The sequence below is a fragment of the Pseudovibrio sp. Alg231-02 genome, from assembly GCF_900143565.1.
Classification (GTDB): Bacteria; Pseudomonadota; Alphaproteobacteria; order Rhizobiales; family Stappiaceae; genus Pseudovibrio.
Map to the genome: position 1 here is coordinate 252,050 of NZ_FREX01000002.1, position 22,682 is coordinate 274,731.

Annotated in this window: 19 protein-coding genes and 1 tRNA gene; 10 read left to right on the forward strand and 10 right to left on the reverse strand. The window is 51.7% G+C overall.

What is annotated here, in order from left to right:
* Positions 1-22 precede the first annotated feature (22 nt).
* Both dnaG and rpoD read left to right on the forward strand, forming a co-directional pair.
* Positions 23-1,999: a DNA primase gene (gene dnaG, locus DHN43_RS06745; protein ID WP_108818135.1), complete on the forward strand. Its 1,977-nt coding sequence runs from the start codon at positions 23-25 to the stop codon at positions 1,997-1,999.
* Between the two features lie 538 nt (positions 2,000-2,537).
* Complete coding sequence (rpoD, locus tag DHN43_RS06750; RefSeq protein WP_108818136.1) at positions 2,538-4,658, forward strand: RNA polymerase sigma factor RpoD; 2,121 nt, start codon at positions 2,538-2,540, stop codon at positions 4,656-4,658.
* A 115-nt stretch (positions 4,659-4,773) separates the two neighbouring features.
* Here the strand turns inward: rpoD and DHN43_RS06755 are convergent, their stop codons facing one another.
* The gene (locus tag DHN43_RS06755) at positions 4,774-5,514 is read right to left on the reverse strand and encodes a hypothetical protein (protein ID WP_108818137.1); all 741 of its coding nucleotides are present in this window, start codon (positions 5,512-5,514) and stop codon (positions 4,774-4,776) included.
* Between the two features lie 91 nt (positions 5,515-5,605).
* Between DHN43_RS06755 and DHN43_RS06760 the strand changes: the two genes are divergently transcribed.
* Positions 5,606-5,953 carry a winged helix-turn-helix transcriptional regulator gene (locus tag DHN43_RS06760; RefSeq protein WP_093518121.1) on the forward strand — a complete coding sequence of 116 codons (348 nt, stop codon included), beginning with the start codon at positions 5,606-5,608 and terminating at the stop codon, positions 5,951-5,953.
* 76 nt (positions 5,954-6,029) lie between these two features.
* Here the strand turns inward: DHN43_RS06760 and DHN43_RS27565 are convergent, their stop codons facing one another.
* Positions 6,030-8,969 carry a M10 family metallopeptidase C-terminal domain-containing protein gene (locus DHN43_RS27565; protein ID WP_108818138.1) on the reverse strand — a complete coding sequence of 980 codons (2,940 nt, stop codon included), beginning with the start codon at positions 8,967-8,969 and terminating at the stop codon, positions 6,030-6,032.
* Positions 8,970-9,571: 602 nt separating this feature from the next.
* Between DHN43_RS27565 and DHN43_RS06770 the strand changes: the two genes are divergently transcribed.
* Positions 9,572-9,829, forward strand: coding sequence for a hypothetical protein (locus tag DHN43_RS06770; protein WP_063290151.1), 258 nt, complete (start codon positions 9,572-9,574; stop codon positions 9,827-9,829).
* A gap of 148 nt (positions 9,830-9,977) precedes the next feature.
* On the opposite strand, the gene DHN43_RS06775 is transcribed toward DHN43_RS06770, so the two are convergent.
* From DHN43_RS06775 to DHN43_RS06785, 3 genes are all read right to left on the reverse strand, one after another.
* A complete protein-coding gene (locus tag DHN43_RS06775) occupies positions 9,978-11,417 on the reverse strand; it encodes an MFS transporter (RefSeq protein WP_208994973.1) in 1,440 nt (479 codons plus the stop codon).
* Positions 11,418-11,916: 499 nt separating this feature from the next.
* A complete protein-coding gene (locus tag DHN43_RS06780; RefSeq protein ID WP_063289991.1) occupies positions 11,917-12,672 on the reverse strand; it encodes an SIMPL domain-containing protein in 756 nt (251 codons plus the stop codon).
* Positions 12,673-12,797: 125 nt separating this feature from the next.
* Positions 12,798-13,880, reverse strand: a complete 1,083-nt coding sequence (locus tag DHN43_RS06785) for an AI-2E family transporter (RefSeq protein ID WP_057461156.1) — start codon at positions 13,878-13,880, stop codon at positions 12,798-12,800.
* 206 nt (positions 13,881-14,086) lie between these two features.
* Here DHN43_RS06785 and DHN43_RS06790 point away from each other — a divergent pair.
* The 6 genes from DHN43_RS06790 to DHN43_RS06815 all read left to right on the forward strand — a co-directional run bounded on the left by DHN43_RS06790 (position 14,087) and on the right by DHN43_RS06815 (position 19,037).
* Positions 14,087-14,163, forward strand: a tRNA-Ile gene (locus tag DHN43_RS06790).
* A 344-nt stretch (positions 14,164-14,507) separates the two neighbouring features.
* Positions 14,508-14,975, forward strand: a complete 468-nt coding sequence (locus tag DHN43_RS06795) for a curli assembly protein CsgF (protein WP_208860170.1) — start codon at positions 14,508-14,510, stop codon at positions 14,973-14,975.
* A gap of 15 nt (positions 14,976-14,990) precedes the next feature.
* Entirely contained in the window at positions 14,991-15,941 is a 951-nt protein-coding gene (locus DHN43_RS06800) for a CsgG/HfaB family protein (RefSeq protein ID WP_063302580.1), read from the forward strand.
* Positions 15,942-16,191: 250 nt separating this feature from the next.
* Positions 16,192-17,751: a curlin gene (locus DHN43_RS06805; protein ID WP_108818140.1), complete on the forward strand. Its 1,560-nt coding sequence runs from the start codon at positions 16,192-16,194 to the stop codon at positions 17,749-17,751.
* A gap of 117 nt (positions 17,752-17,868) precedes the next feature.
* The gene (locus DHN43_RS06810; RefSeq protein ID WP_108818141.1) at positions 17,869-18,393 is read left to right on the forward strand and encodes a curlin repeat-containing protein; all 525 of its coding nucleotides are present in this window, start codon (positions 17,869-17,871) and stop codon (positions 18,391-18,393) included.
* Between the two features lie 41 nt (positions 18,394-18,434).
* Positions 18,435-19,037: a curlin gene (locus DHN43_RS06815; protein WP_108818142.1), complete on the forward strand. Its 603-nt coding sequence runs from the start codon at positions 18,435-18,437 to the stop codon at positions 19,035-19,037.
* Between the two features lie 29 nt (positions 19,038-19,066).
* On the opposite strand, the gene DHN43_RS06820 is transcribed toward DHN43_RS06815, so the two are convergent.
* The 5 genes from DHN43_RS06820 to DHN43_RS06840 form a co-directional block, all read right to left on the reverse strand.
* A complete protein-coding gene (locus tag DHN43_RS06820) occupies positions 19,067-19,936 on the reverse strand; it encodes a BadF/BadG/BcrA/BcrD ATPase family protein (protein WP_063289987.1) in 870 nt (289 codons plus the stop codon).
* A 273-nt stretch (positions 19,937-20,209) separates the two neighbouring features.
* Positions 20,210-20,917 (reverse strand): arsenical resistance protein ArsH, encoded by a 708-nt coding sequence (gene arsH, locus DHN43_RS06825; RefSeq protein ID WP_063293941.1) that lies wholly within the window; start codon positions 20,915-20,917, stop codon positions 20,210-20,212.
* Between the two features lie 12 nt (positions 20,918-20,929).
* Positions 20,930-21,340 (reverse strand): arsenate reductase (glutaredoxin), encoded by a 411-nt coding sequence (gene arsC / locus DHN43_RS06830; RefSeq protein ID WP_108818143.1) that lies wholly within the window; start codon positions 21,338-21,340, stop codon positions 20,930-20,932.
* Between the two features lie 22 nt (positions 21,341-21,362).
* Positions 21,363-21,725, reverse strand: coding sequence for an ArsR/SmtB family transcription factor (locus DHN43_RS06835; protein ID WP_108818144.1), 363 nt, complete (start codon positions 21,723-21,725; stop codon positions 21,363-21,365).
* A gap of 157 nt (positions 21,726-21,882) precedes the next feature.
* On the reverse strand, positions 21,883-22,614 hold the full coding sequence (locus tag DHN43_RS06840; protein WP_108818145.1) for a pirin family protein: 732 nt from the start codon (positions 22,612-22,614) through the stop codon (positions 21,883-21,885).
* Positions 22,615-22,682 lie beyond the last annotated feature (68 nt).

The window sequence follows — 22,682 nt, forward strand, 5'->3', positions numbered from 1 at the left end:
TACTACGACAAATTGGACCATTATGCGTTTCGATCAGCTCTTTCTTGATGACATTCGCAACCGCGTCTCGCTTACAGATGTGGTGGGGCGACGTGTAACCTGGGATCGGCGTAAATCGCAGCCCGGAAAGGGTGATTATTGGGCCTGTTGTCCCTTCCATTCTGAGAAGTCTCCCAGCTTTCATGTTGATGAGCGACGCAACCGCTACAAGTGCTTTGGCTGTGGTGAAAGTGGAGATCATTTCAAGTTTCTGATGGAGACTGAGGGCCTCAGTTTCCCCGAAGCTGTGGAAGAACTGGCTGGTGTAGCCGGAATCGCCATGCCTGCGCCCGATCCTCAGGCGGCAAAACGAGCTGCAAAGCGCAATTCTCTGACCGATGTCTGTGAGATGGCGGCCCGCTATTTCCGGCATGTGTTCCAGTCTGCTGACGGGCGCGCTGCGCAAGAGTATGTGCAGCGGCGCGGTTTGAGTGCTGAGACGCTGAAGGAGTTTCAGTTTGGTTTTGCGCCTTCTGGACGTGACAATCTGAAGAAGGCTTTGATGGCGAAAGACGTCACTGAAACTGAGCTGATTGAAGTGGGTTTGCTCATTAAACCCGAGGATGGGCGTCCGTCCTATGACCGGTTTCGCAATCGTCTGATGATCCCGATCCATGATGATCGGGGCAGGGCAGTTGCTTTTGGTGGCCGAACCATGGACCCGGACGGTCAGCCGAAATATCTGAACTCACCGGAAACGCCCGTTTTTCACAAAGGAACGATGCTGTTTAATGCACATCGCGCGCGGCAGCCTGCTTATGAGAGTGGGCAGGCGATTGTGGTGGAAGGGTATATGGACGCCATTGCCCTCTGGCAGGTTGGCATCAAAGCGACGGTCGCGAGTTTGGGTACTGCGTTTACCGAAGACCAGATTATGCGGCTTTGGAAGTTTGCTGATGAGCCCGTGGTTTGCTTTGACGGTGACGTCGCCGGTATCTCTGCGGCCCACCGAGCGGTTGATCGTATTCTTCCAGTTCTGACCAGCGGTAAGTCTTTCCAGTTTGCGTTTTTGCCTGACGGGCAGGATCCGGATGATGTGATTAATGCTGGTGGCACTGCTGCCATGTATGGAGAGATTGAGAAAGCTCTGCCACTTTCAGAAGTGGTTTGGCGCCGTGAGAGCGAGCAAGCACGGATTGATACACCTGAGCGCAAGGCTGCGCTGGAAAAGGCCGTTGAAGATCTGGTTGGGACCATCAAGGATGAGCGCGTTCAGAAGCGTTACCGGATGGACTTGCGCCTCAAACTCTCCAACTTGTTTTACGAGGAGAGCCGCCGGAACCGTGGCAAAGGCGGTGGCGGTGGGCGTGATGAGGGGTGGCGCGGCGGCAACAAGAAACAAGGTGCAGATGATGAGTGGGCGTCCCGTGCCCGCGTTGAAGCGCCCGATACACCTTCTTATGGGGTAGAGCGCAGTTTCTGCACCATGTGCCTGATGTATCCGGAGTTGTTTGACCGCCACTTTGAACGGATTTCCCAGCTAACGTATTCCAACGAACTGCATTCCATGTTCATGACAGCGTTGGTTCGGATTGCGACGGACCTTGCTGAAGGTGCTGTGACGCAGATCTATAACAAGCTGGATGAACGGTTCTATCAAATCCTGCAGGAAGCTATTGTGAGCGCAAGTTCTGAAAGCGATAGCAGCAAGGCAAGTACCTTGCGCCGTTGGGACGCGCTGACCAATCGTCTGCAGGTTTTGAAGGAAGACCCGCCCGAAGATTTCGTGGAGATGCTGTTCCTGAATTATGCTGATATGCTTGAGTTGCGCATGTTGGAGCAGGAGCTTGAGCATGAAACGCGGGCCATGGAGCAGGATCTGACCGAAGAAAGCTGGGGCCGGTTTCAGGCGCTTACGCAGGATTTGGCTCGTCGCCGTGAGGATTGCCTACACGATGAGCAAGAGTTGGCAGAGCGAGCAGCCAAAATGCGCTCCTCAAAAGGGTCTGTTCTGGCTTGATCTGAGAAGAGGGATTGCGGGTCTGTTTATCTGCTTCCCCCAGAGGATCTGGTGATCGCAACTTGAGGTAGAATTGTGATGGAAGAACTCTTGTTTTTCAAAGTTATCCAGAAAAACAGGCAATGAACTGTCCAAAATCCCCCAGAATCAGATTGACCATGCCGAATCGCCCTTGCGAATCACAAAAGGCGGGCTACATACACTAAGTCAGACAGCCGATACGAGCGCCCGTAGACCTTAGATGTCTTTAAAGCGGCGATATCATAATCGGATAATCAGCGCTGTCGATGCCTGGAATGTGCCGGATACGGCCTAAAACGGTAGGGATGCCGGTGAGCAGTCCTGCCCGAATGAGTTTTGGGTTTTCAATTCCGTGAAAACATTTTGATACCAGGGTTAAGTCAGGTTTAAGGGACTTTGCGTTAAACCCCAAAGTCAAATGTGATTCAAATGCCGCCTGTGTGGTCCAAACACGGGGGTGATTGATTGCGTAACGCGATAGTTCGCTGGAGCACGACCAGCGACTTTGGAGCAGAATATGGCGACGAAGGCGACACAAGCTGAAGATACGCAGGAACCGGCAGGCGCAGAGGGACAAGATGGTCCGCTCTTGGATTTGTCGGTCGCCGCCGTCAAGAAAATGATCAAGTCCGCGAAAAAACGCGGATACATCACTTATGACGAACTGAATGAAGTTCTTCCACCTGATCAGGTGAGCTCTGAGCAGATTGAAGACACCATGTCGCTTCTTTCTGAAATGGGCATCAACGTTGTTGAGGCGGAAGATGCAGAAGAAGGTAAAGAGGAAGAGGAAGCTCCACCCGCTGTAGACGGCGGTGAGTTGGTTGTTGCTTCTTCTACTGCTGTTACCAAAACCACGACTGCCAAAGAACCTACAGACCGTACCGATGATCCGGTGCGTATGTACCTGCGCGAGATGGGCTCTGTTGAGCTGTTGTCCCGCGAAGGCGAAATTGCCATTGCAAAGCGTATTGAGGCTGGCCGTGAGGCTATGATCTCAGGTCTTTGCGAAAGCCCACTGACCTTCCAGGCGATTATCATCTGGGGTGAGGAGCTGGCTGAAGGCAAGGTTCTGCTGCGTGACATTATTGATCTGGATGCAACATATTCCGGACCTGATGACAAGAACGGTCCATCTGATGATGACCTTTCTGAGCAGGAACAAGCTGGTGAGGGTGAAGTTCCTGAGGCTGTGCGCCTTAAGGAAAAAGAAGAAGCCCGCAAGCGCAAGGAAGAAGAAGCCCGTAAACCTAACGGTGCTGCTGCTCCTGCCGCTGCTGCGCCTGCTGATGCTGCTTCGGGCGCGCCGGGTGAAGCACCTGCAGAAGGTGGTGAAGCCACTGAAGACGATGACGACGAGTACGAGGCAAACGTTTCTCTTTCTGTAATGGAAGCAGAACTGAAGCCTATGGTCGTTGAGATCTTTGACAAGATCACAGAGGATTACAAGAAGCTGCGCAAGCTTCAGGATCAGCTGGTTGAAAACAAGCTGGCCAACAAAACTCTGTCTCCGTCTCAGGAGCGTCGTTACAAGAAGCTCAAAGAAGACATTATTGTTGAAGTGAAGAGCCTGCACCTCAATAACAACCGTATTGAAACACTGGTTCAGCAGCTTTACTCCATCAACAAAATGCTGATGGGTTATGAAGGTCGCTTGCTGCGTCTTGCAGACAGCAACGGCGTGAACCGCGCTGACTTCATCAAGCACTATCAGGGTTCTGAGCTGGATCCGAACTGGATCCGCAAAGTTGCAAACCTTTCTGGCCGTGGCTGGAAGAAGTTTGTGACTAATGATGGCGACATGATCCGCGAATTGCGCGGCGAGATTCAGACGCTTGCGACTGAGACTGGCCTTGAGATCACCGAATTCCGTACTCTGGTTTCCATGGTGCAGAAGGGTGAGCGCGAAGCGCGTATCGCGAAGAAGGAAATGGTGGAAGCGAACCTTCGTCTCGTTATCTCCATTGCCAAGAAATACACCAACCGTGGCCTGCAGTTCCTGGATCTTATTCAGGAAGGTAACATTGGCCTCATGAAGGCGGTCGACAAGTTCGAATACCGCCGCGGTTACAAGTTCTCCACCTATGCGACCTGGTGGATTCGTCAGGCGATCACCCGATCCATCGCGGATCAGGCACGCACCATCCGTATTCCGGTGCACATGATCGAGACGATCAACAAGATTGTTCGTACCTCTCGTCAGATGCTTCACGAGATTGGCCGTGAGCCAACCCCGGAAGAGCTTTCTGAAAAGCTGCAGATGCCGCTTGAGAAGGTTCGCAAGGTGCTGAAAATCGCTAAGGAGCCTATCTCCCTTGAAACACCGATTGGTGACGAGGAAGACAGCCATCTTGGTGACTTCATTGAGGATAAAAACGCCATCCTGCCGATTGATGCGGCTATTCAGGCGAACCTTCGTGAGACCACGACCCGCGTTCTGGCATCGCTGACACCTCGTGAAGAGCGTGTCCTGCGTATGCGCTTCGGTATCGGCATGAACACCGACCACACTCTGGAAGAGGTTGGTCAGCAGTTCTCCGTTACTCGTGAGCGTATTCGTCAGATTGAAGCGAAAGCGCTGCGTAAGCTGAAGCACCCAAGCCGCTCCCGCAAACTGCGGAGCTTCCTGGACAGCTAAGCTGCTTTGGATATGTGAGAATTAAGAAGCCGGTCTCTGCGAGGAGGCCGGCTTTTTTGTTGGGTTGAGACTTTCTGTGTGGAGAGCGGACGGGCTTTTCTGCATTAATTGAGGGTTATGCCGCTACCGTTTTCTCTTTCCTATTTTCTGCCACCATCTTTTGTATCGACAGAATATGCGCTGTCAGGAAGAGGGGGACGAAGAAGGCCGGGACGAGGACGAGGGGGTAGTTGTCTATGGTGTTGGGAGCATCTGTTGAGAGCAGGTGGAAGTAGCCGTTTGAGGTGAGGACACCGGTGCCGATTGCGGCCACGAAATCCAACAGGCCGAGAATGTGGACGCGGATCATGAGAGCGCGGGCGTTGGCGGCGTTGCTGCGGACCGCTTTGTAAGCAAACACGGCCAGAATGCCTGTTGCTATATCTCCAAGGCCCGCTGGCATGGCAAATTCCCATGGCACTGGCCCCATTGCCCATCCCACTAGAAACACAAAGCCGATCACACGCAGGATTTGAACTCCCATGAAGATGCTTTGGTCTGTGGCTTCCAGAATCTTGCGTCCTGCTGCCGTGAAGTTTGCCAGGGCCCATACGGTAAGGGAGCCGCCCAGAAGCAGAAGGATCAATCGTGGAACCTGTGGGGCTTCGGTGGGCAGCGTGAACAGATCTGCCCTGGCAAGCAAGACGGCAGCTGCAAACCACACCCCAAGCAATGTGATGAAGACGCCGATGGCCCAACTTTGAGCAGGGGGTGATAACTGCGCGTGGCTGGCTCGGTTAGCGACGATAGCAACCAGTGTAGTCGGGAATATAACAGCGAAGGCTAAAACAATGAATTCCAGAATGATTGAAGTCATGGGAGTTCTCCTGAATAACTTCAATATTGGTAGTGACTTCAAATACAGGAGTCAATTCCATTTTTGAATTTACTATGCTACCTCTGCTTATATGACTGAGTTTGATCCTTCTCTTTTGCCGCCAGAACTTGCTGGAATTGACCGCGATAACTGCCCGATCATGCGCTCACTTGGTGTGCTGGGTGATCCGTGGAGCCTTTTGATATTGCGGGAGTTCTTTCTGGATGGGCCGCGCAAGTTCAAAGACCTTGAGGTTGGTCTGAAGGTCAGCCCCAACACGCTCTCAACTCGCCTGAAAAAGCTGGAGGAGCACGGAGTCCTCAAAAAGCGCTTCTACTCTTCCCATCCCCCGCGCGCCGACTATGTGCTGACCGAAAAGGGCCAAGCCGTCGGCCCCATCCTGCTGGAATTGCTGAAATGGGGCGAGGCATTTGGGTGAGATGACGGGCTGAATTAGAAAGTGCCACGAACAATATTTGAAATTGCTCGTGGCACCTGATTTTTAAAAACTTGTTTTAAGCCCAGTTAAAGTAATCATCTGTGATAGCAGCTGCATCTATATTCATAAGTGTGATGGAGAACTCTTCGTAGGCAATTCTTGCATCAACACCGAGGTCAGTGATTGTCAAATCAGCTAAAGCAACAGCTGGACCTTCAATTAATAGTGTGTCCACACCATACTCGAAATCGGTGATTGTGTCGTGACCTGTAGGCCCAAAGAACTCGAAAGTATCAGCTCCAGAGCCGCCTGTTAGGATATCGTCGCCTGCTCCACCTACTAAGGTATCGTCCCCACTTCCACCCAGCAAGGTGTCGTTGCCGGCATATCCTTTGAGCGTATCGCTCCCTTTTCGACCATTTAATGTGTTTGCACCATCGGTTCCGATGACTGTGTCGTTCCCGTCGCTGCCGTTTACATTTTCAATGGAAAGGTATGAATCACCGAGGGCGACCCCCTCAAGTCCTTGCCCGAGGCGCAGGTCAATGACAGTGTCGATGTCGGCTTTTTTATATTCAGTGTAGCTGACCCAATCAATCCCTTGCCCACCGTCTAGCGTATCTGCACCATTTCCGCCTCTGAGGAAGTCATTGTCGTCGCCTCCGCGCAGGATATCGTCGCCATTGCCTCCAATTAAGGTGTCTTCATCGTTGCCACCCAGTAAGGTGTCGTTGCCGGCATATCCTTTGAGCGTATCATTCCCTTTTCGTCCATTTAACGTGTTCATGCCGTCAGTACCGATAATCGTATCGTTCCCGTCGCTGCCGTTTACATTTTCAATGGAAAGGTATGTATCACCGAGGGCGACCCCCTCGAGTCCTTGCCCGAGGCGCAAGTCAATGACAGTGTCGATGTCGGCTTTTTTATATTCAGTGTAGCTGACCCAATCAATCCCTTGCCCACCGTCTAGCGTATCTGCACCATTTCCGCCTCTGAGGAAGTCATTGTCGTCGCCTCCGCGCAGGATATCGTTGCCTACTCCGCCGACTAACGTATCGTCTCCACTTCCACCCAGTAAGGTGTCGTTGCCGGCATATCCTTTGAGCGTATCATTCCCTTTTCGACCATTTAACGTGTTTATGCCGTCAGTACCGATAATCGTATCGTTCCCGTCGCTGCCGTTTACATTTTCAATGGAAAGGTACGTATCACCGAAGGCGACCCCCTCAAGTCCTTGCCCGAGGCGTAAGTCAATGACAGTGTCGGTGTCGGCTTTTTTATATTCAGTGTAGCTGACCCAATCAATCCCTTGCCCACCGTCTAGCGTATCTGCACCATTTCCGCCTCTGAGGAAGTCATTGTCGTCGCCTCCGCGCAGGATATCGTCGCCATTGCCTCCGATTAAGGTGTCTTCATCGTTTCCACCCAGTAATGTGTCGTCGCCTGCATATCCTTTGAGCGTATCATTCCCTTTTCGACCATTTAACGTGTTTATGCTGTCAGTACCGATAATCGTATCGTTCCCGTCGCTGCCGTTTACATTTTCAATGGAAAGGTATGTATCACCGAAGGCGACCCCCTCAAGTCCTTGCCCGAGGCGTAGGTCGATGACAGTGTCGATGTCGGCTTTTTTATATTCGGAGTAGCTGACCCAATCAATCCCTTGCCCACCGTCTAGCGTATCTGCACCATTTCCGCCTCTGAGGAAGTCATTGTCATCGCCTCCGCGCAGGATATCGTCGCCATTGCCTCCGATTAAGGTGTCTTCATCGTTTCCACCAAGTAAGGTGTCGTTGCCGTTGCCAGCGATCAATGTATCATCGCCAGCTTCGCCAGTTAACGTATCATTGCCGTTTCCACCTGTTAGCTTGTTGCTTCCTATGTTTCCGGAAAGGCTGTCGTTCCCGTCGCCGCCGATAGCATTCTCAATAAGTGAGTCAGTATCTCCTTCATAAAGAAGTGCATTAAATACATTCGCACGCGCGTAGTTTCCATCACCAAGGTAAGCTTTTTGTCCTTCTGAAAATAGCGACCAACTGCCAGGTGCCAGATCTACGGTTATGCCGTTGTTATAATTTGAGAAATCATAGGTGTCGTTACCATTACCATCCCAGATCGTTCTGAAAATGCGGCTGTCACCAGGGGCGCCTTCGCTGACACCATTTATAAACATCTCACCGGTTGTACTAGAGAATGTGTAAGTTGTGTCATCGTTGTTCGTGTCGTAATTAGCGCCATACATCTGCTGAATGGCAGCTATGTCGTACATCATCAAACTTTGAGCATATCCGTAGTCTTCGTTTGAATATCCATCATTTAGAGGATCGTTGATATATGAACGGTAAGTCATCACTGAGAATTCCATAGAATCGCGGTTAGGATTCATGGCTTTGCCAGGAATTGGTTCGTCTACTGGTGAGTCTCGATCAACTTCGTGTCCATGTGCTAGTCCAAGGCTATGGCCAGTTTCGTGGATAAGTGTATGCCATGTATAACTGCCGGCTTCTGGTGTTAAGTCGTAGTAATTAGCATTGTACCACTGATTTACATCAGAGCCTCCGGGTATTTCGCTAGATGCAGTAGGTGTTACGTCGCTGTTTGTTGTTCCTGCGATAACGATGTTGGCAGGTTCGTTTGAGTCCACTTTAGTGAAAGTAATTTGGGAAACTTCCTCAAATCCATCAAAGACCTTTCGCATTGCATTTTGTTGTATATTGCCAAATGCAACTAAGCTATTTCTTGCAGCTACATCGTCAGAGGACATGTGGCTTTGAAAATCAGATGAGTTCTGTGGGAAACTATATGTAACTTCTGTGTACCAAGGAGTAAGTGAATCTGGATCATACCATATCCCTCCGGATATTAATCCATCAATGTTGTTGTCACCTGTCACTCCAGTGAAGTAAAAGCCTCTCGAATTTGAGGCCTTGAGAGTTCCAAACATACCAGCGGGAATTTCGTTCGAGATATAATCGGGTAGGAAACCTGAGTGACGATTTAAAGTTGTCGAGTTCATTGATAATCCTTAATTACTTTCGGTACATAATTTTTGCTTGAACGAAATTTGATGTGAACAAGGTTTTTGGTCACAAAGATACTGCAAACTTAACGATGTGATTGTCGCATTGAGATCGATAAATCAGGCGAGATAAAATCACCTGAGATATGTGCTGAGTACATTTTGCTTACCTAAATCTGATGCTGAATCTGCTGCGGCGATATTATATATTAGGTGAGGGGCATGTACGAGTTTTTACAAAAGGAAAATTGTGGTAATTTTCTAGTTTGGTCTTAAGCTACTACCCAAAAATGCAGCGTTAATTTTTAAGTGAAATAAATTAAGCTTTTGGCCTTGCTGGGTGAAAGTAATGGGTGATTTCAGCTTAATTGCTTACGTTGGTTCATTTGTTTTTGAGTTTGATTTTATTTCTTATTGTTCTAACTTCTAAATTTTTTAGTTGATATTTTTATCAAATCGATCTGAATCCATTGTGGTTTGTAATTCTCTGCTCGGGTGAAGGGTTAACGTCAGGACCTAGATTTTGTTTTGTATAGATAAGTGTTTACTCTAGCGTGTCATAGTCTTTCCCTGATGATCATTCTGTCATGGAGCAGGATATGGAACCGGAAGATATGCGGCGTGAGCTGGATGGGTTGAGGGCTTCGATTGGGCGGAAGCCGAGCAGGGGATGGGTGATTGCGACTTCGATTATCACGACACTGCTGGTTCTTGTGGTGATTGCCGCGATTATGATGTTTGCGATGATGAACCGCATGCATGGTGTTGGTTGGCGTGGGCATGGGCCTGACAGGTATTTTGATCAGCCGTTGCGACGAGCGCCTCCGCCGCCACCGGGTCAACCGCTTCCACGCTGACTCACTTTCCTGCGTGTCCTGATCCGAAAATCGGTACTCACTTTGGTAAGGTGCGCTTTAAGCACCGGCCGGTGCCTGAAGCTTTGGTGGATCACGTCCGGGGTTGTCTCCACATTTGCGGCACATGTTTGTCATCCCTTCAATGTGACTAGGCCATTCTTGGCATTTTGAACGCCAATAGAGCGGCAATGCTTGCGATGCCTGCCATGATGAGGAACAGGACCGGGCCGGACTGTGCGGCATTTTCCAGTGTAATCAAGTCTTCAGCACCTGGAACGGAGAAGCCGGAGAGGCCAGCCAGAAGGCCTGCCAGCGCTGCGCCAATGGCCATGCCTGCGGATTGCAGAGGCCCGATGAAACCGGAGGCTCTGTCGCGCTCGTCATCGGTTTCGGCGTAAATGATTGCTTTTTTCAAGAACTGACTGCTCATGCCAAAGCCAGCTCCGTTAAAGACGGAGGAAAGCAGGAATATCCATAGGGACATGGTGTAGAGCGAAACAACGGTGAGCAGTGTGCCAGCGATGATGTTTAAGGTTCCTAGACGGATCAGAGAGGTTTGTGCGTGTGGGGTTTGCACACGGGCGACGATCCATGCGGCGGCTGTCCATGTGAAGGCTGTGATGGCCATGGCATAAGATGCCTGGGTGACGGAAAGTCCCCATAGAACCTGCCCCATGGCAGCGCCATAAACAACACGGGCGGCGCTGGCAATGGACAGTAGCAGCGTGACCCACATGCCAAGGCCCAGAATGCCGGTGAACTTGAACGCACTGCGCGGAATGAACGGACCGGCGCTTTTCTTATCCCATTTTACGGCGAGGAACAGCAGGATCAAGCCAATGCCTAGAGCTCCAGTGATGTGGGGAAGGCTGCGCAGTTCGCCCACATACGCAATGAGCAAGACCGCCACAGCCAGAAGCCCGAGGCGGGGGAACATGCTCATCTTATCTGAGGATTGCGTCGTTGTGGCTTTGTCTCTGGTGGTGGACGGGATGACGGTGATTGCCAGCAAGAGCAGCATCAAAGACAGAGGCAGGTTGGCGTAAAACACTGCACGCCAGGACCAGCTTTCTGTCAGGATACCTGCGGTGAGGGGCCCGATGCCTGCGGAGACAGCCCAAACTCCTGAGAGCAGAGCGAAGACTGAGGAGACGGCGTTTTCCGGATAAAGGTCTGAAATCAACGTATAGCAGAGAGAGACAATCATGCCTTCGCCCAGGCCCTGCAGCATTCTGCCAAGCAGCAGGTGTTCCAGGGAATTTGCAGCGCCGCCAACGAATGAGCCTGCCAGAAACGACAGGGCCGCCGCGATAAAGAGAGGGCGTGCGCCAATGCGTGCTTTCAACGAGCCTGTGACCGTGCCTGCCAGAATGGAGCCGATCTGAAACAAGCTGAGCACCCAGAAGGCGCGTTGCTGGCCGCCAAGATCGCGGATGATATCTGGCATGATGGCGGAGGAGAGGAAGTTGTTCATGCTTGCCGACCCAACACCCAAAATCATGATGAGAGACGCAAGCCAGCGACCATCCATGGTCAGCTTTTTGAAGGGCGATAATGGGATTGTTTGTGCCGGGCTGGATATGGTCATGAGTATCGCCTATTTAAAAATATATCACTTATTTAATTTGAGGTGTTTAATAAGTAAAGTCTTTTCTTATTGAATCGTGGCGCACCTGCTATCTCAATAAATCGATTTTGCAAAAATTGGCCCAACATAAATTGGCGGATTGTTCCTTTTGTTTCGCAGGCTTAGCTTTCTTACAGCACGAGGAGGTCCTTTTTTCGGCAGATGTGAAGGCAACTTGAATAGCTTAGTTTTATGCGGGCACTTGGCGGTCGCCTATTTGAAGCCTGGCGCGGTTTTGAGTTGTTGAAACGATGAAAAATGCTGCGTGCTTTGTGAGGTGTTCTGAATCGAGGCGACTTCAGAATATGCATAAATAATGAATGTCTGGGGGAGACTATCAGACCCCAATACAGGAGTGCTAGTGGGAGCGTACATGTTGCCGGACTATGATGGTTGTCGGCATTAAAAAAGAAAACCCCGCTTGGGGCGGGGTTTTGAGAGGTTGCATTGGAGGCTTGTGTTACTGCACAAGTTCGTAGGTTATTGTAACTGATGACGAGAGGGTTTCCTGACCTGCTGCAATTGGCGGGGCACTGTCCATTTTTGCAGCTCTCATGCCCATCATTTCCGGGTAAGGGCGTGGGTTGTACCCGGCTTCGGAAATGCTGAGAATTTTGCCGAGGCTAACACCGGCAGCTTTCGCGTAGGTTTCCGCCTTGGTGCGGGCGTCTTTCACGGCGCTTTCGCGGGCTTCATCAATATATTTTTCAGGATTGGATACGCCGAACTGGATCTGGCCAACATCGTTGGAGCCGTTTTGCACCAGCATGTCCAGCGTGGTGCCCAGTTTGGTGATGTCCTGCAGACTGATGCGGATGCCGTTCTGCACACGGTAGCCAACAATCTCAGGAGCTTTGGGCTCATTGTTTTTGAGGCGGCGGTTGTCATAGATCGGTGAAATGTCAAAACCGGTGGTCTGGATGTTCTTTTTTTCGATGCCTGCGTCTTCAACATCCTGCAGGATGGCGCGCATGGTGACGGAGTTTTGCTGAAGGGCGGACTTTGCATCATCACCCTGTGTGATTACGCGGGAGACCAGCGTCGCCATATCAGGCGCCACGTTGACCGATCCCTGGCCGGAGATTGTGATCTTGCCTGTTTGTTCAGCAGCCTTGGCATTGACACCGCTGGATACAACAAGGGCGGCGGCAACAAGACCAGCAACTGCCAGCGCGCTTATACTTGGAAGACGCAATTTCTTCTGTTCGCTCTGCATTAAATTCTCCAGTTTCAAATTTGTTGAGGCTGATGCCTGATCCGTGCTGCGGACTGTCATTCTTGATCAGCCGAATATCGAGAAATGCAATTAGAAGTTACAATTGCGGCGGCTCTCAGGCGTGATCATGTCAATTCACGGGTTTGATTTTGATGATCCAGGTTTATCGGATCGCCGACATTGCCATCCCCCGACAATAGGATTGCAATGGGGCGCGAAGATGGGAATTGGGCGCAAATGATGATGGCAAGCACGACAAGCGGCACGCACAGCACCATTCCTATGACACCCCATAATGCCCCCCAAAAGCTCAATGAGATCATAATGACGAGGGGCGAAATGTTAAGTTGTGTGCCCATCAGACGTGGTTCCACCAGATTGCCGAGAATGAACTGAACTGCTCCCAGTCCAAGAGTAATCGCGATAAATGGTGTGAGGGTGTCGAAATAGACCAGTGACAACAGGCTTGGGAAGATGACGGCAATCAGAGAGCCGATGGTCGGGATGTAGTTGAGCAGGAAGGCGATGAACCCGAAAAGGGCCGCGTAAGGCAGGCCTGCCCATGACGTGATGCCGTAGGTGAGGAAACCGGTGATGATGCTGACACCGGTTTTGATGCCCATGTAGTGACGCATGCGACGACCAATCTCTCCACGGATGGCGAACGCAAGCTGTACGCGGTCAGAATCTTCAAAGAGGGCGGCGAGCTTTTTGTCAAAGGTTGCCGCCTCGAAAATCATAAAGAGCACGTAGATGAAGACCAGTGAGCTGGATCCGGCCAGACTGGTGAGAACGGATGCCCCTGTGCTGAGAGCTGCGCTTAGCGAGAAGTTGGGCAGGATGTCTGAAAGCTGGAGCGGCTTTTCCATATTCAGTTGGTTGGCAAGCTTGAGCAGCAGCTCATCGAGCCGTCCCTGATAGGTCGGCGCATCGAACGCCAGCTGCTGCAGGTTGACTGAGACAATGTTGAACAGGATGCCAACGACATAAAAGATCGCGAACAGGGCCAGCAAAATGGTGAGCGGGCGCGGCAGATACGGTCCAACCACAGGCAAATGTCGCAGGGCAGAGGACATGGAGTTGATAATGTACCAAAGCACCAGTGCGATAATCAGGGGTATAATGAGGGAGCGCCCTATGAAGAGTAGCCAGCCAATAATGACAAGAAGGAACAAAGAGGCGGTGAACTTAATGAGAGGCTGGCGCATCATGCACTCCAAGGGGTCAGGCTGCCGGAAGCTGTTAGTTTTCACATAGTCTCTTAAAATCAGGTATTTATAAAGCTTTGTGATGAATGCTCTGTTGATCTGCCGGGGAAAAGACGCATCCCCAAGTTTCAACAGGATCTACCTTGTTCACTGCTATAAACAATTTACTCACCCGTGGTTGTTGGTGTAGAACCTGTCTTCGGTAAGGGCCTGTAGCTCAACTGGTTAGAGCCGTCCGCTCATAACGGACTGGTTGGGGGTTCAAGTCCCTCCGGGCCTACCACCTTTCCTATCTTGTTCATTTCCCTTTTAGAATAGCTGCCTTGATGTAACTTGCATTCACGTTATGCATTCATGCTATCTGCATGATGTAATCGTGTGGGCTCTATTAGAATTGATATTTATACCACTATGAATTTGTAGGTGATATATTCTATCAGGCATCTACTAGGTGAAATTAGTTTAAAGTAATCACTTGGTTCTTACCTTGTTAAAAAAAACTAATACCTCGATATGTCGAGAGATGACACAATAGTGTTCCCCTAATATACCAAAGCTACATCGATACAACTGACACTTTCTTTCTCAGAAATTTATCGTGAAGTCCTCGTTAGATTAGGGGTTGCTATGAGACTAAATTCTGCTCTCGGGCTTATGCTGGGGTGTGTCCTCAGTGTTGGCTCCTCTCACGCACAACAACTTGTTTATCAGCCGACTAATCCGAGCTTTGGCGGATATGCGGCTAATACTACCCACCTTTTTGCAACGGCGAATGCCCAGAAAACTGCAACTGTCGGAGGAAGCAACAAGTATGGTTCCGGGTCTGGTAGCGGTGCTGATGGTTCTGGCAGTAGCCTGGCTGATTTGTTTGTACGCCAGCTGCAGAACCGATTGATTTATGCTCTGGCGGATCAGGTATCCCAAGCGATTTTTGGTGATGATCCGAAAGACAGCGGCACCGTGAGCTTTGGCGACCAGAAGGTTTCGTTTGTTCGCGGCACAGATTCCATTCAGCTGCAGATTATTGATGAAAGCACGGGTGCCATTACCGATATCACGGTTCCTGTCCTGCAGGACGGTACTCCCATAAATTAATGCCAGGTTATTGATATGATGAAGAAATCCATTGTTGTTGCCATGGCGTTGTCGTTGTCTGCCTGCGGGCCGGTAACACGCATGGCATTTAGTCCCGGACCTCAACTTGCAACGATCTCGGTGCAAGCCAGCAAGCTGAAAAAGCTGCCCGCTCCGAAGGAACCGATTTACGCTGCTGTCTACAGTTATCAAGATCTAACAGGCCAGTATAAGCCGTCTGACAAGGTTCAGACACTGTCACGATCTGTGACGCAGGGCGCTGACACCATGCTGGTTCGTGCGCTTCAGGATGCCGGGGATCGCAAATGGTTCCGCGTGGTTGAAAGGGGCAATCTTGATGCTTTGCTGAAAGAACGCCAGATCGTTACGCAGATCCGCAAAATCTATCTGGGTGAAGACAAAGTTGATCCGAAGGTTCTGCCACCACTGCTTTATGCGGGGGTTCTTTTTGAGGGCGGCGTTGTCGGATATGACAGCAACACCCGAACAGGCGGATTAGGGGCTCGTTATCTGGGCATTGGCGGTAATGCGGATTACCGACAGGATGACGTGACTGTTTCGCTGCGTGCTGTCAGCACACGGACCGGTGAAGTCATGGCCAACGTGATGGTTCAGAAATCCGTTGTCTCTGTCGGGCTGAAAGGCGGCGCGTTCCGCTACATCGCTTTAGATGAAATTTTGGAAGCTGAAGCTGGCATCACCAAGAATGAGCCTGTCACCCTTGCTGTGCAGCAGGCCATTGAGAAGGCGGTTTACTCCATTGTTATGGAAGGGGCGCGTGTTGGAGCCTGGAGTTTTGAGAACCCGGCTCAAGCCAATGCTTTGTATCAGGAATACACATCTGAGAAGGCACAGGTCACCCAGCGTGTAAAGGTTAAAAAGGCTCGCCCCCCATCGAATATGGGTCCGTATCGGAGCAGTGTTCCACTGGCATGGTCAAACCTGTGGGCGAATAAGAAATCTTAGGATGTTGCAAAATGTTCAGCAGTTCTAGAACAACATCCATCTTTTTCCTCTTGATTCAAAATTTCTCTAAGCCATTGAAAATAAGTGACTATGAGAAATGGTGGCAAGAGATCTCAGTTACCGTAAAAACGGTAATAGAGGGTGTGCGACCTCGCAAAAACTCACACACCCTCATGTCGCAACGGAGCAAATGTGATTGGTTACAATCTCCTTTGCTCACCCGAACTATTATAGGTGAAGGTTCGTAATTATGAAGCAAATTCTTATTTTGTCATGTTCAGCTTTGGCATTTTCAGTTGCTGCTGCACATGCGGGAGATGGTAATGCATCTTCCCTGAGCCAGGTAAATCTTGCTGGTGCAGGCAACACGGGTACAATCACCCAGATTGGCGACAGCAACGACGCGATTGTAGTGCAGACCAATACTGCAGGTGGCGGAAACACTGCGACTGTACTGCAGACTGGCAGCAACAACATTGCGGGTAACAACCGCACTGCTAACACCAACCATCATGGTCAAATGGTGCAGAATGGCGCCAGCAATACTCTTTCCGTCAACCAAGATAACAATCAGATGGTAAAAAATGTCACTCAGTCTGGTGACCAGAACACTGCAAGCATCTTGCAGCGTGCAAATGGTTCTCCTTCTGATCGTACTCCTGATCATCGTGTCTGGGGTGTAAGCCAGACCGGTCAGGCCGGTGCTGTTGCCTTGCAGAACAGCCTGACAATTGACCAGCGCGGTGATACCAACGTTGTGGCTCGGGTTACTCAAGAAAACACCAATGCTGTTGGTGGAGTTAACACCGCTTCAATCCGTCAGCGTGGGGAACTTAATGGTGCCAATATCGATGATGTTCCACCAGATCCAACGGGAACGGGTACTCCTGTTGTTGAAGGTCCATCCCATGGTGCAAAGCTGATTCAGGTTGGTTCTGCCAACGACACATCAGCTCTTCAGAATGGCTCGCGCAACAACTTCTGGCTTGAGTCCAGAGGTGTCGGCAATATGGTTGATCTGGTTCAGGATGCTGGTTCAAATCAGTCCTACACCAAATCTGTCATTGAAGGTGACATGAATGATGCTGGATACCGCCAGACTGGTGACATGCAGGATATTGATGTCAGTCTAAACGGCAGTAACTTTATGATCCGTGCGCGTCAGGCTGGAGACTCCAACACAGTTGACTACGTGGGTGCTGGTACTAACGGCAAAGTTTCCATTCAGCAGTCTGGTGCTGGCAATGCCTTCTCCGGTTATTCATGGGGCGATCGGCAATATATTGCTGTGAAGCAGTCTGGTGACAACAACGGCGTTTACATTGATGGCTTGAATGGTCCTAACCTCAACAAGTTCTATGTGTTGCAGACGTCAAGCGACAACGGCGTAACTGTTGGTGTTGTTGATGGTAGCTATAACCGCCTGCAGTTCATTCAAAAAGGTGGTGATGGCAACAACATCGACTTTGAAGACGTTAATGGTGATCAGAACAAGATCTTCCTCACCCAGAACGGTACAGGCAACTCTATCACCGGTAATGTTGGTAATCGGACTGACGCTTCTACCAGCAATGATAACCACATTCAGGTCGGGCAGATCGGTGATTACAACCAAGCCGGCGTCTCTGTGATGGGAAGTCACAACAGAGCAATGGTTGGCCAGAAGGGTGACTTCAACATTGCTAGTGTCAGCCAGACCGGTGACAGTAACTCTGCAACTATTAACCAGGGTGCTGCCAGTGTGGGAGTTCCAGCTATCGTGACTGACAGTTCTGTTCCGTTCAATACTTTGATGGGCTCGAACTGGTAAGTCTTCTTTCCCCGGCCTACGGGCCGGGGTCTTTTCAGTTTTAGTGACTGAATGCAGAAAAAAAAGAAAATGCTGTGATGTGATGGGAGTGGAGTATTCCACTTCCGGAGCATTGCAATGTTGTTTAGGCGTGTCGGTTTTTTCGTTTTTGGCAGTGTTGTTTGTGGTGCGCTTTCTGGTGTTTCTGCCCAGGAAATAGCTGTTATTCCGCAAGTTGATGTCTCTAGGTATCAGCAGGATGCTTCAACCGCTCAATTACTGGAAAATAAGAGCGCTAAGGTGTTTACGGGCAATATTCCTCAAGTGACGGAATTTGGTGGGAACACCATCAGCCTTCGGGGGCTGGAAGAGAGTTACGCCACTTTGATCGTTCCTGTGATGCCAGAAACAGTCAGCGGCGTGCCGAACTCTCCGGTTGCCGGGCAAGGGCTCATTATCGGGACCGGGAATACGGTGCTTTATGAGGCTGAGGGAACAGGGAATGGCTTTGGATTTATCCAGTATGGATATGGCAATGCGCTCTCAGGCAGAGCTTATGGGCACGACAACAATGCGCTGGTGGGGCAGTTCGGGAACAATAACCGGGCGCTCTTCAATCAATTTGGAGATGGAAATTCTCTGAATATCATGCAGGGGCAATAGCCTTCAGTGGGCTCCTCGCTCCGAATTTTCGGGTGATGGATATGTGTAGGAAATTAGCGGGTTTAATTCTGGCATCTGTTTTGATGCCATCTGCGGCTTTTGCAGGTGATGGGAATACGGCTCTCATCCGGCAGGTGGGGGACAATCACGAAGTTCAGGTTTCTCAAAGTGCGAGTGGCAGTGATGTGACTGTCTTGCAGGGGGGAGACACTCTCACGGCAGGCTTGGGTCAACAAGCTTTGCGCGGGACATGGTTTGTCGGCAAGCTGTTGGGTGCCTCGAAAGATACACTGGATACAGCAGATAATGTTGCTGCGCTTGCCGTGCGTAACAGCTTTCTCGCCCCTTCTGCCGCTGGTATTGGGAATGAAGCAACAGTTGTGATTTCAGGCGATAATTCAACGGGCAATCTGTTCCAGACAGGTGACGGTAATCAGGGCTCGGTAGAAGTGTCCGGCAGCAGTTCCAAAGGCACGTTATGGCAACATGGCAATAACAACGAAGCCGGGCTTGCTGTGACGAGCAACGGGACCAATGTGCTTTACACGCAGCGTGGGAACGGGCTTAAAACTTCAGATGTTGCTGCTGGCAACACGCTTACCGTCTATGCGCCAGGTAATACTGTGATGGTGCATCAGCAGTAGGCTGGGCCATGCTTTAGCAGAGGCGAGCTTCAGGTGTTCAGGGCGTTCTCACGCTCTGCCATTGCCAGGGCACCGCGCAGGGCGTCGTTCTTGGCGGGCACGATGAACTGCTTCAGGTCTGGAGGCAGAAACGAGTCGTAGGCGTGGCTCAGGCCGCCGAGCAAAGCGATGGGGAGTTTGCCATCGTCGCTTAAAAGCCGCAGGGCGGAGGCCACGTAGGTGGTGCCTTCTTCGACAATGTCGAGGGCAAGGCGGCTTTGCTGTTTGGCATAGACGAGGATGATGGGCATGAACTCGCCAAAGTCTTTTGGCTTTGCGGTGCGGGCAAACTCGGAAAGCTTACGCGGATCGTCGTTAAACTGGCGCAAAATGTGTTCCGTTAACGGACACAGGCTGCGCAGGCCGTCGTGGGCGAGCAAGGCTTCTTCCAGTGCGCGTTCGCCCATTTTCGCACCGCTGCCCTGATCCCCGCAATGGAAGCCCCAGCCGCCAAGGTAATAGTGCTTTTCGCCTTTGCGGGCCATAAAGTTGGACCCCGTGCCGAGGATGCCGATGACACCGTCGTCAGAATCATGAGCGCCTTCCAATGCGATTAAGCTGTCGGAGACGACCTGAACGGCGGCGAACGGCAGGTTTTCGGCAAGGCCAATGGGGTCGTTGTGGGCGTTGGCGCCTGCCAGCCCCAGCACTGCGAATGTTTGTTGCAAGGCCTCTTCTGTCAGCCCTGCGTCCTTGCAGGCTTCTTTGGCGGCATGGAGAATGGAGCTGAGGCTCTGGGTCGGGTCGCTGTAGATGTTGGCTGATCCGGCTTTGCCGCGTCCCAGCAGACGTCCATCTGCCGTTGCGATTGCAGCACGACAACTGGAGCCACCGCCATCAACACCCAGAATGTAATCCATGAAGCTTGCCTCTGTTTGTTCCAATCCCACTGCTGTGTATGGCAGCAGGTGTTTAATGCATGGTTGAGACTTGTCAGTTTTAGCGGGCGGTGGTTTGAGGGGGAGTGGTTGACGGTGGCTGGAATAGGATGTGTTGGTTGATGAGCAAGCGGTTTACCCGGTGTTGTTCCTCGAAGACCATAAGCGCGCTGAGGTTTTTGGGGCTGCAGCGCGCTTATGATGTGATGGCTTACTGGCTGAGAGCTGAGCCCTTAGCCGTGAGGTGTGCCAGTCTTACTTCGTGTTCACCCTTGCAGAGAGTTCTGCTGCGGTTTCTTTGCGTTCGGAGTAGCGGTCGGTCAGGTAGTCTGAGTGGCCGCGGGTGAGGTGGGTGAATTTCATGAGTTCTTCCATCACATCCACCACGCGATCGTAGAGAGAGGACGGCTTCATGCGGTCGGTCTCGTCGAACTCCAGAAACGCTTTGGGGATGGAGGACTGGTTTGGAATGGTGACCATGCGCATCCAGCGGCCCAGCACGCGCATCTGGTTGACGGCGTTGAAGCTTTGGGAGCCGCCGCTGACCTGCATCAGAGCCAGTGTCTTGCCTTGAGTTGGGCGGACTGCGCCGACGGAGAGAGGCACCCAGTCAATCATGGTTTTCATGATGCCGGTCATGGAGCCGTGGCGCTCTGGTGAGCACCAGACCTGACCTTCGGACCACATCATCAGCTCACGCAGTTCCTGCACCTTGGGGTGGTCCGGCTCTGCATCATCAGCCAGAGGCAGGCCGCTTGGGTTGAAGATGCGGGTTTGCGCGCCGAGCTGCTCCAGAATGCGCTGGGCTTCCAGCACTGCGAGGCGGGAGAAGGAGCGTTTGCGCAGGGAGCCGTAGAGCAGCAGGATGCGCGGGGCATGGTCTGGTGCGTCGTCTTTGCGTAGAGCACTGGTGTTGATGGGGTGGAAGCTGTCGGCCTCCACCTTTGGCAGATCAGAAGACATCTCAGACACAGCTTAACCCTTTGCCGTAATGACGACTTCGCCGTCTTCCTTGGTGAATGCGCCTATCTGTTCCTCATCCAGAATTTCCAGCAGGACTTCGGAGGGGCGGCAGAGGCGGGTGCCTTTGGTGGTGGTGACGAATGGGCGGTTCATGAGGATCGGGTGTTGCTCGATGAAGTCGATCAGCTGGGTATCGGTCCACTTCTCATCGTCGAGGCCGAGTTCCTCGTAGGGCGTGCCTTTTTTGCGCAGGATTTCGCGCACGGTGAGGCCGCTGTCTTTGATGAGCTTTTCCAGCGTTGCGCGGGAGGGCGGTGTTTTAAGGTATTCGATGACCTCTGGCTCCATTCCTGCCTGCTTGAGCATGGCGAGGGTGTTGCGGGAGGTGCCGCATTTTGGGTTGTGGTAGATGGTCGGGTTCATTTGGTCTCTCCGATGGGGTCGGTCAAGGACAAGGAAACGGGTTGAAATCCAGACACAGGGTAGGGTCGCCGCTGCAGCAATCCTGCGTCAGGAAACGAAGCAGGCCGCGCATGGTGTGCGGGGCAATGGCATAACGCACCACACGCCCTTCGCGCTGGGCGGTGAGAAGCCCGGCGCGTTCAAGCGTTGCAAGGTGAAAGGACATGCGTGTGGGGGCGATGGAGAGATCTTTGGCGATCTGTCCAGAGGGCAGGCCCTTGGGCATTGCAGTCAGGATGAGACGGAAGGCCGCGAGCCTGTCTTTGTGAGCCAGAGCGCTCAGCGCTGCGACGGCTTCGTCTTCCTTTAGATTTGCGAAGGTGTTGCACTCAGAATTCTCTGTCATGTAATAATACTACAAATATCCTTGTAGTATTGCAAGGTGAGTCTTCTGAAGGAAAAAAGAGAGGGAGGCTTTTGTTGTTATTGAGGAGTGCCTCCCTCCAATGTGCCAATGCCAACCTGTCAGGCATTGGGCGGTCCAGATGGGGTGTGTGTTGTGTTTAGCCGCGCGGTGCAAGGTGGAAGAGAATGACCTCAGCCCCATTGCCGTTGCTCAGTTCCAGCGTGCCGCGGCCTTCTGCTTCAATGGCATCGCCATCACTCAGCGTTTGGCCGCCGACCTGCACTTCGCCGCGGGCCACGTGCACGTAAACTGCACGCTCGTCTGCCAGCTCAAAGTTGATGGTGTCAGCGCCATCCAGCTTGCCGGAGTAGATATCGGCGGCAGCTTCTGTGCGGATGGATCCGTCACGGCCATCTTGAGAGAGGAACAGTTGTAGCTTGCCGTTGCGGGCTTCCTTGCTCAGCTCCAGCATCTCATAGCGCGGTGTGGTGTTCTTGCGGTCCGGGATCAGCCAGATCTGGAGCAGGTGCGTTTCGTCCGTGCTGGAGGGGTTGAACTCGGAGTGCTGCACGCCGGTGCCGGTGCTCATGAACTGGATGCCACCTTTGTGCACGGTGCTGCCGTTGCCCATGGTGTCTTTGTGTTCCAGTGCGCCTTCCAGCATGTAGGAGAAGATTTCGAAGTTCTCATGAGGGTGCATGGGGAAGCCGCCATCGGGGCCGACCCAGTCATCGTTGATGACCCGCAGATTGTGGAAGTTCATGTTATTGCGGTCAAAATAGCTGGCGAAGCTGAAGGAGTGGGCAGATTTCAACCAACCTGCATCGGCATGGCCGCGCTGGTGGGAAGGGCGAACTCTCAGTTTCAAATCAGATGCTGTAACAGACATGGGGCTCTCCTGATTTCTTAATATTTACAGTGGTGTCGTCATGCCCTTAAAGATATTCCAGTGCTTGG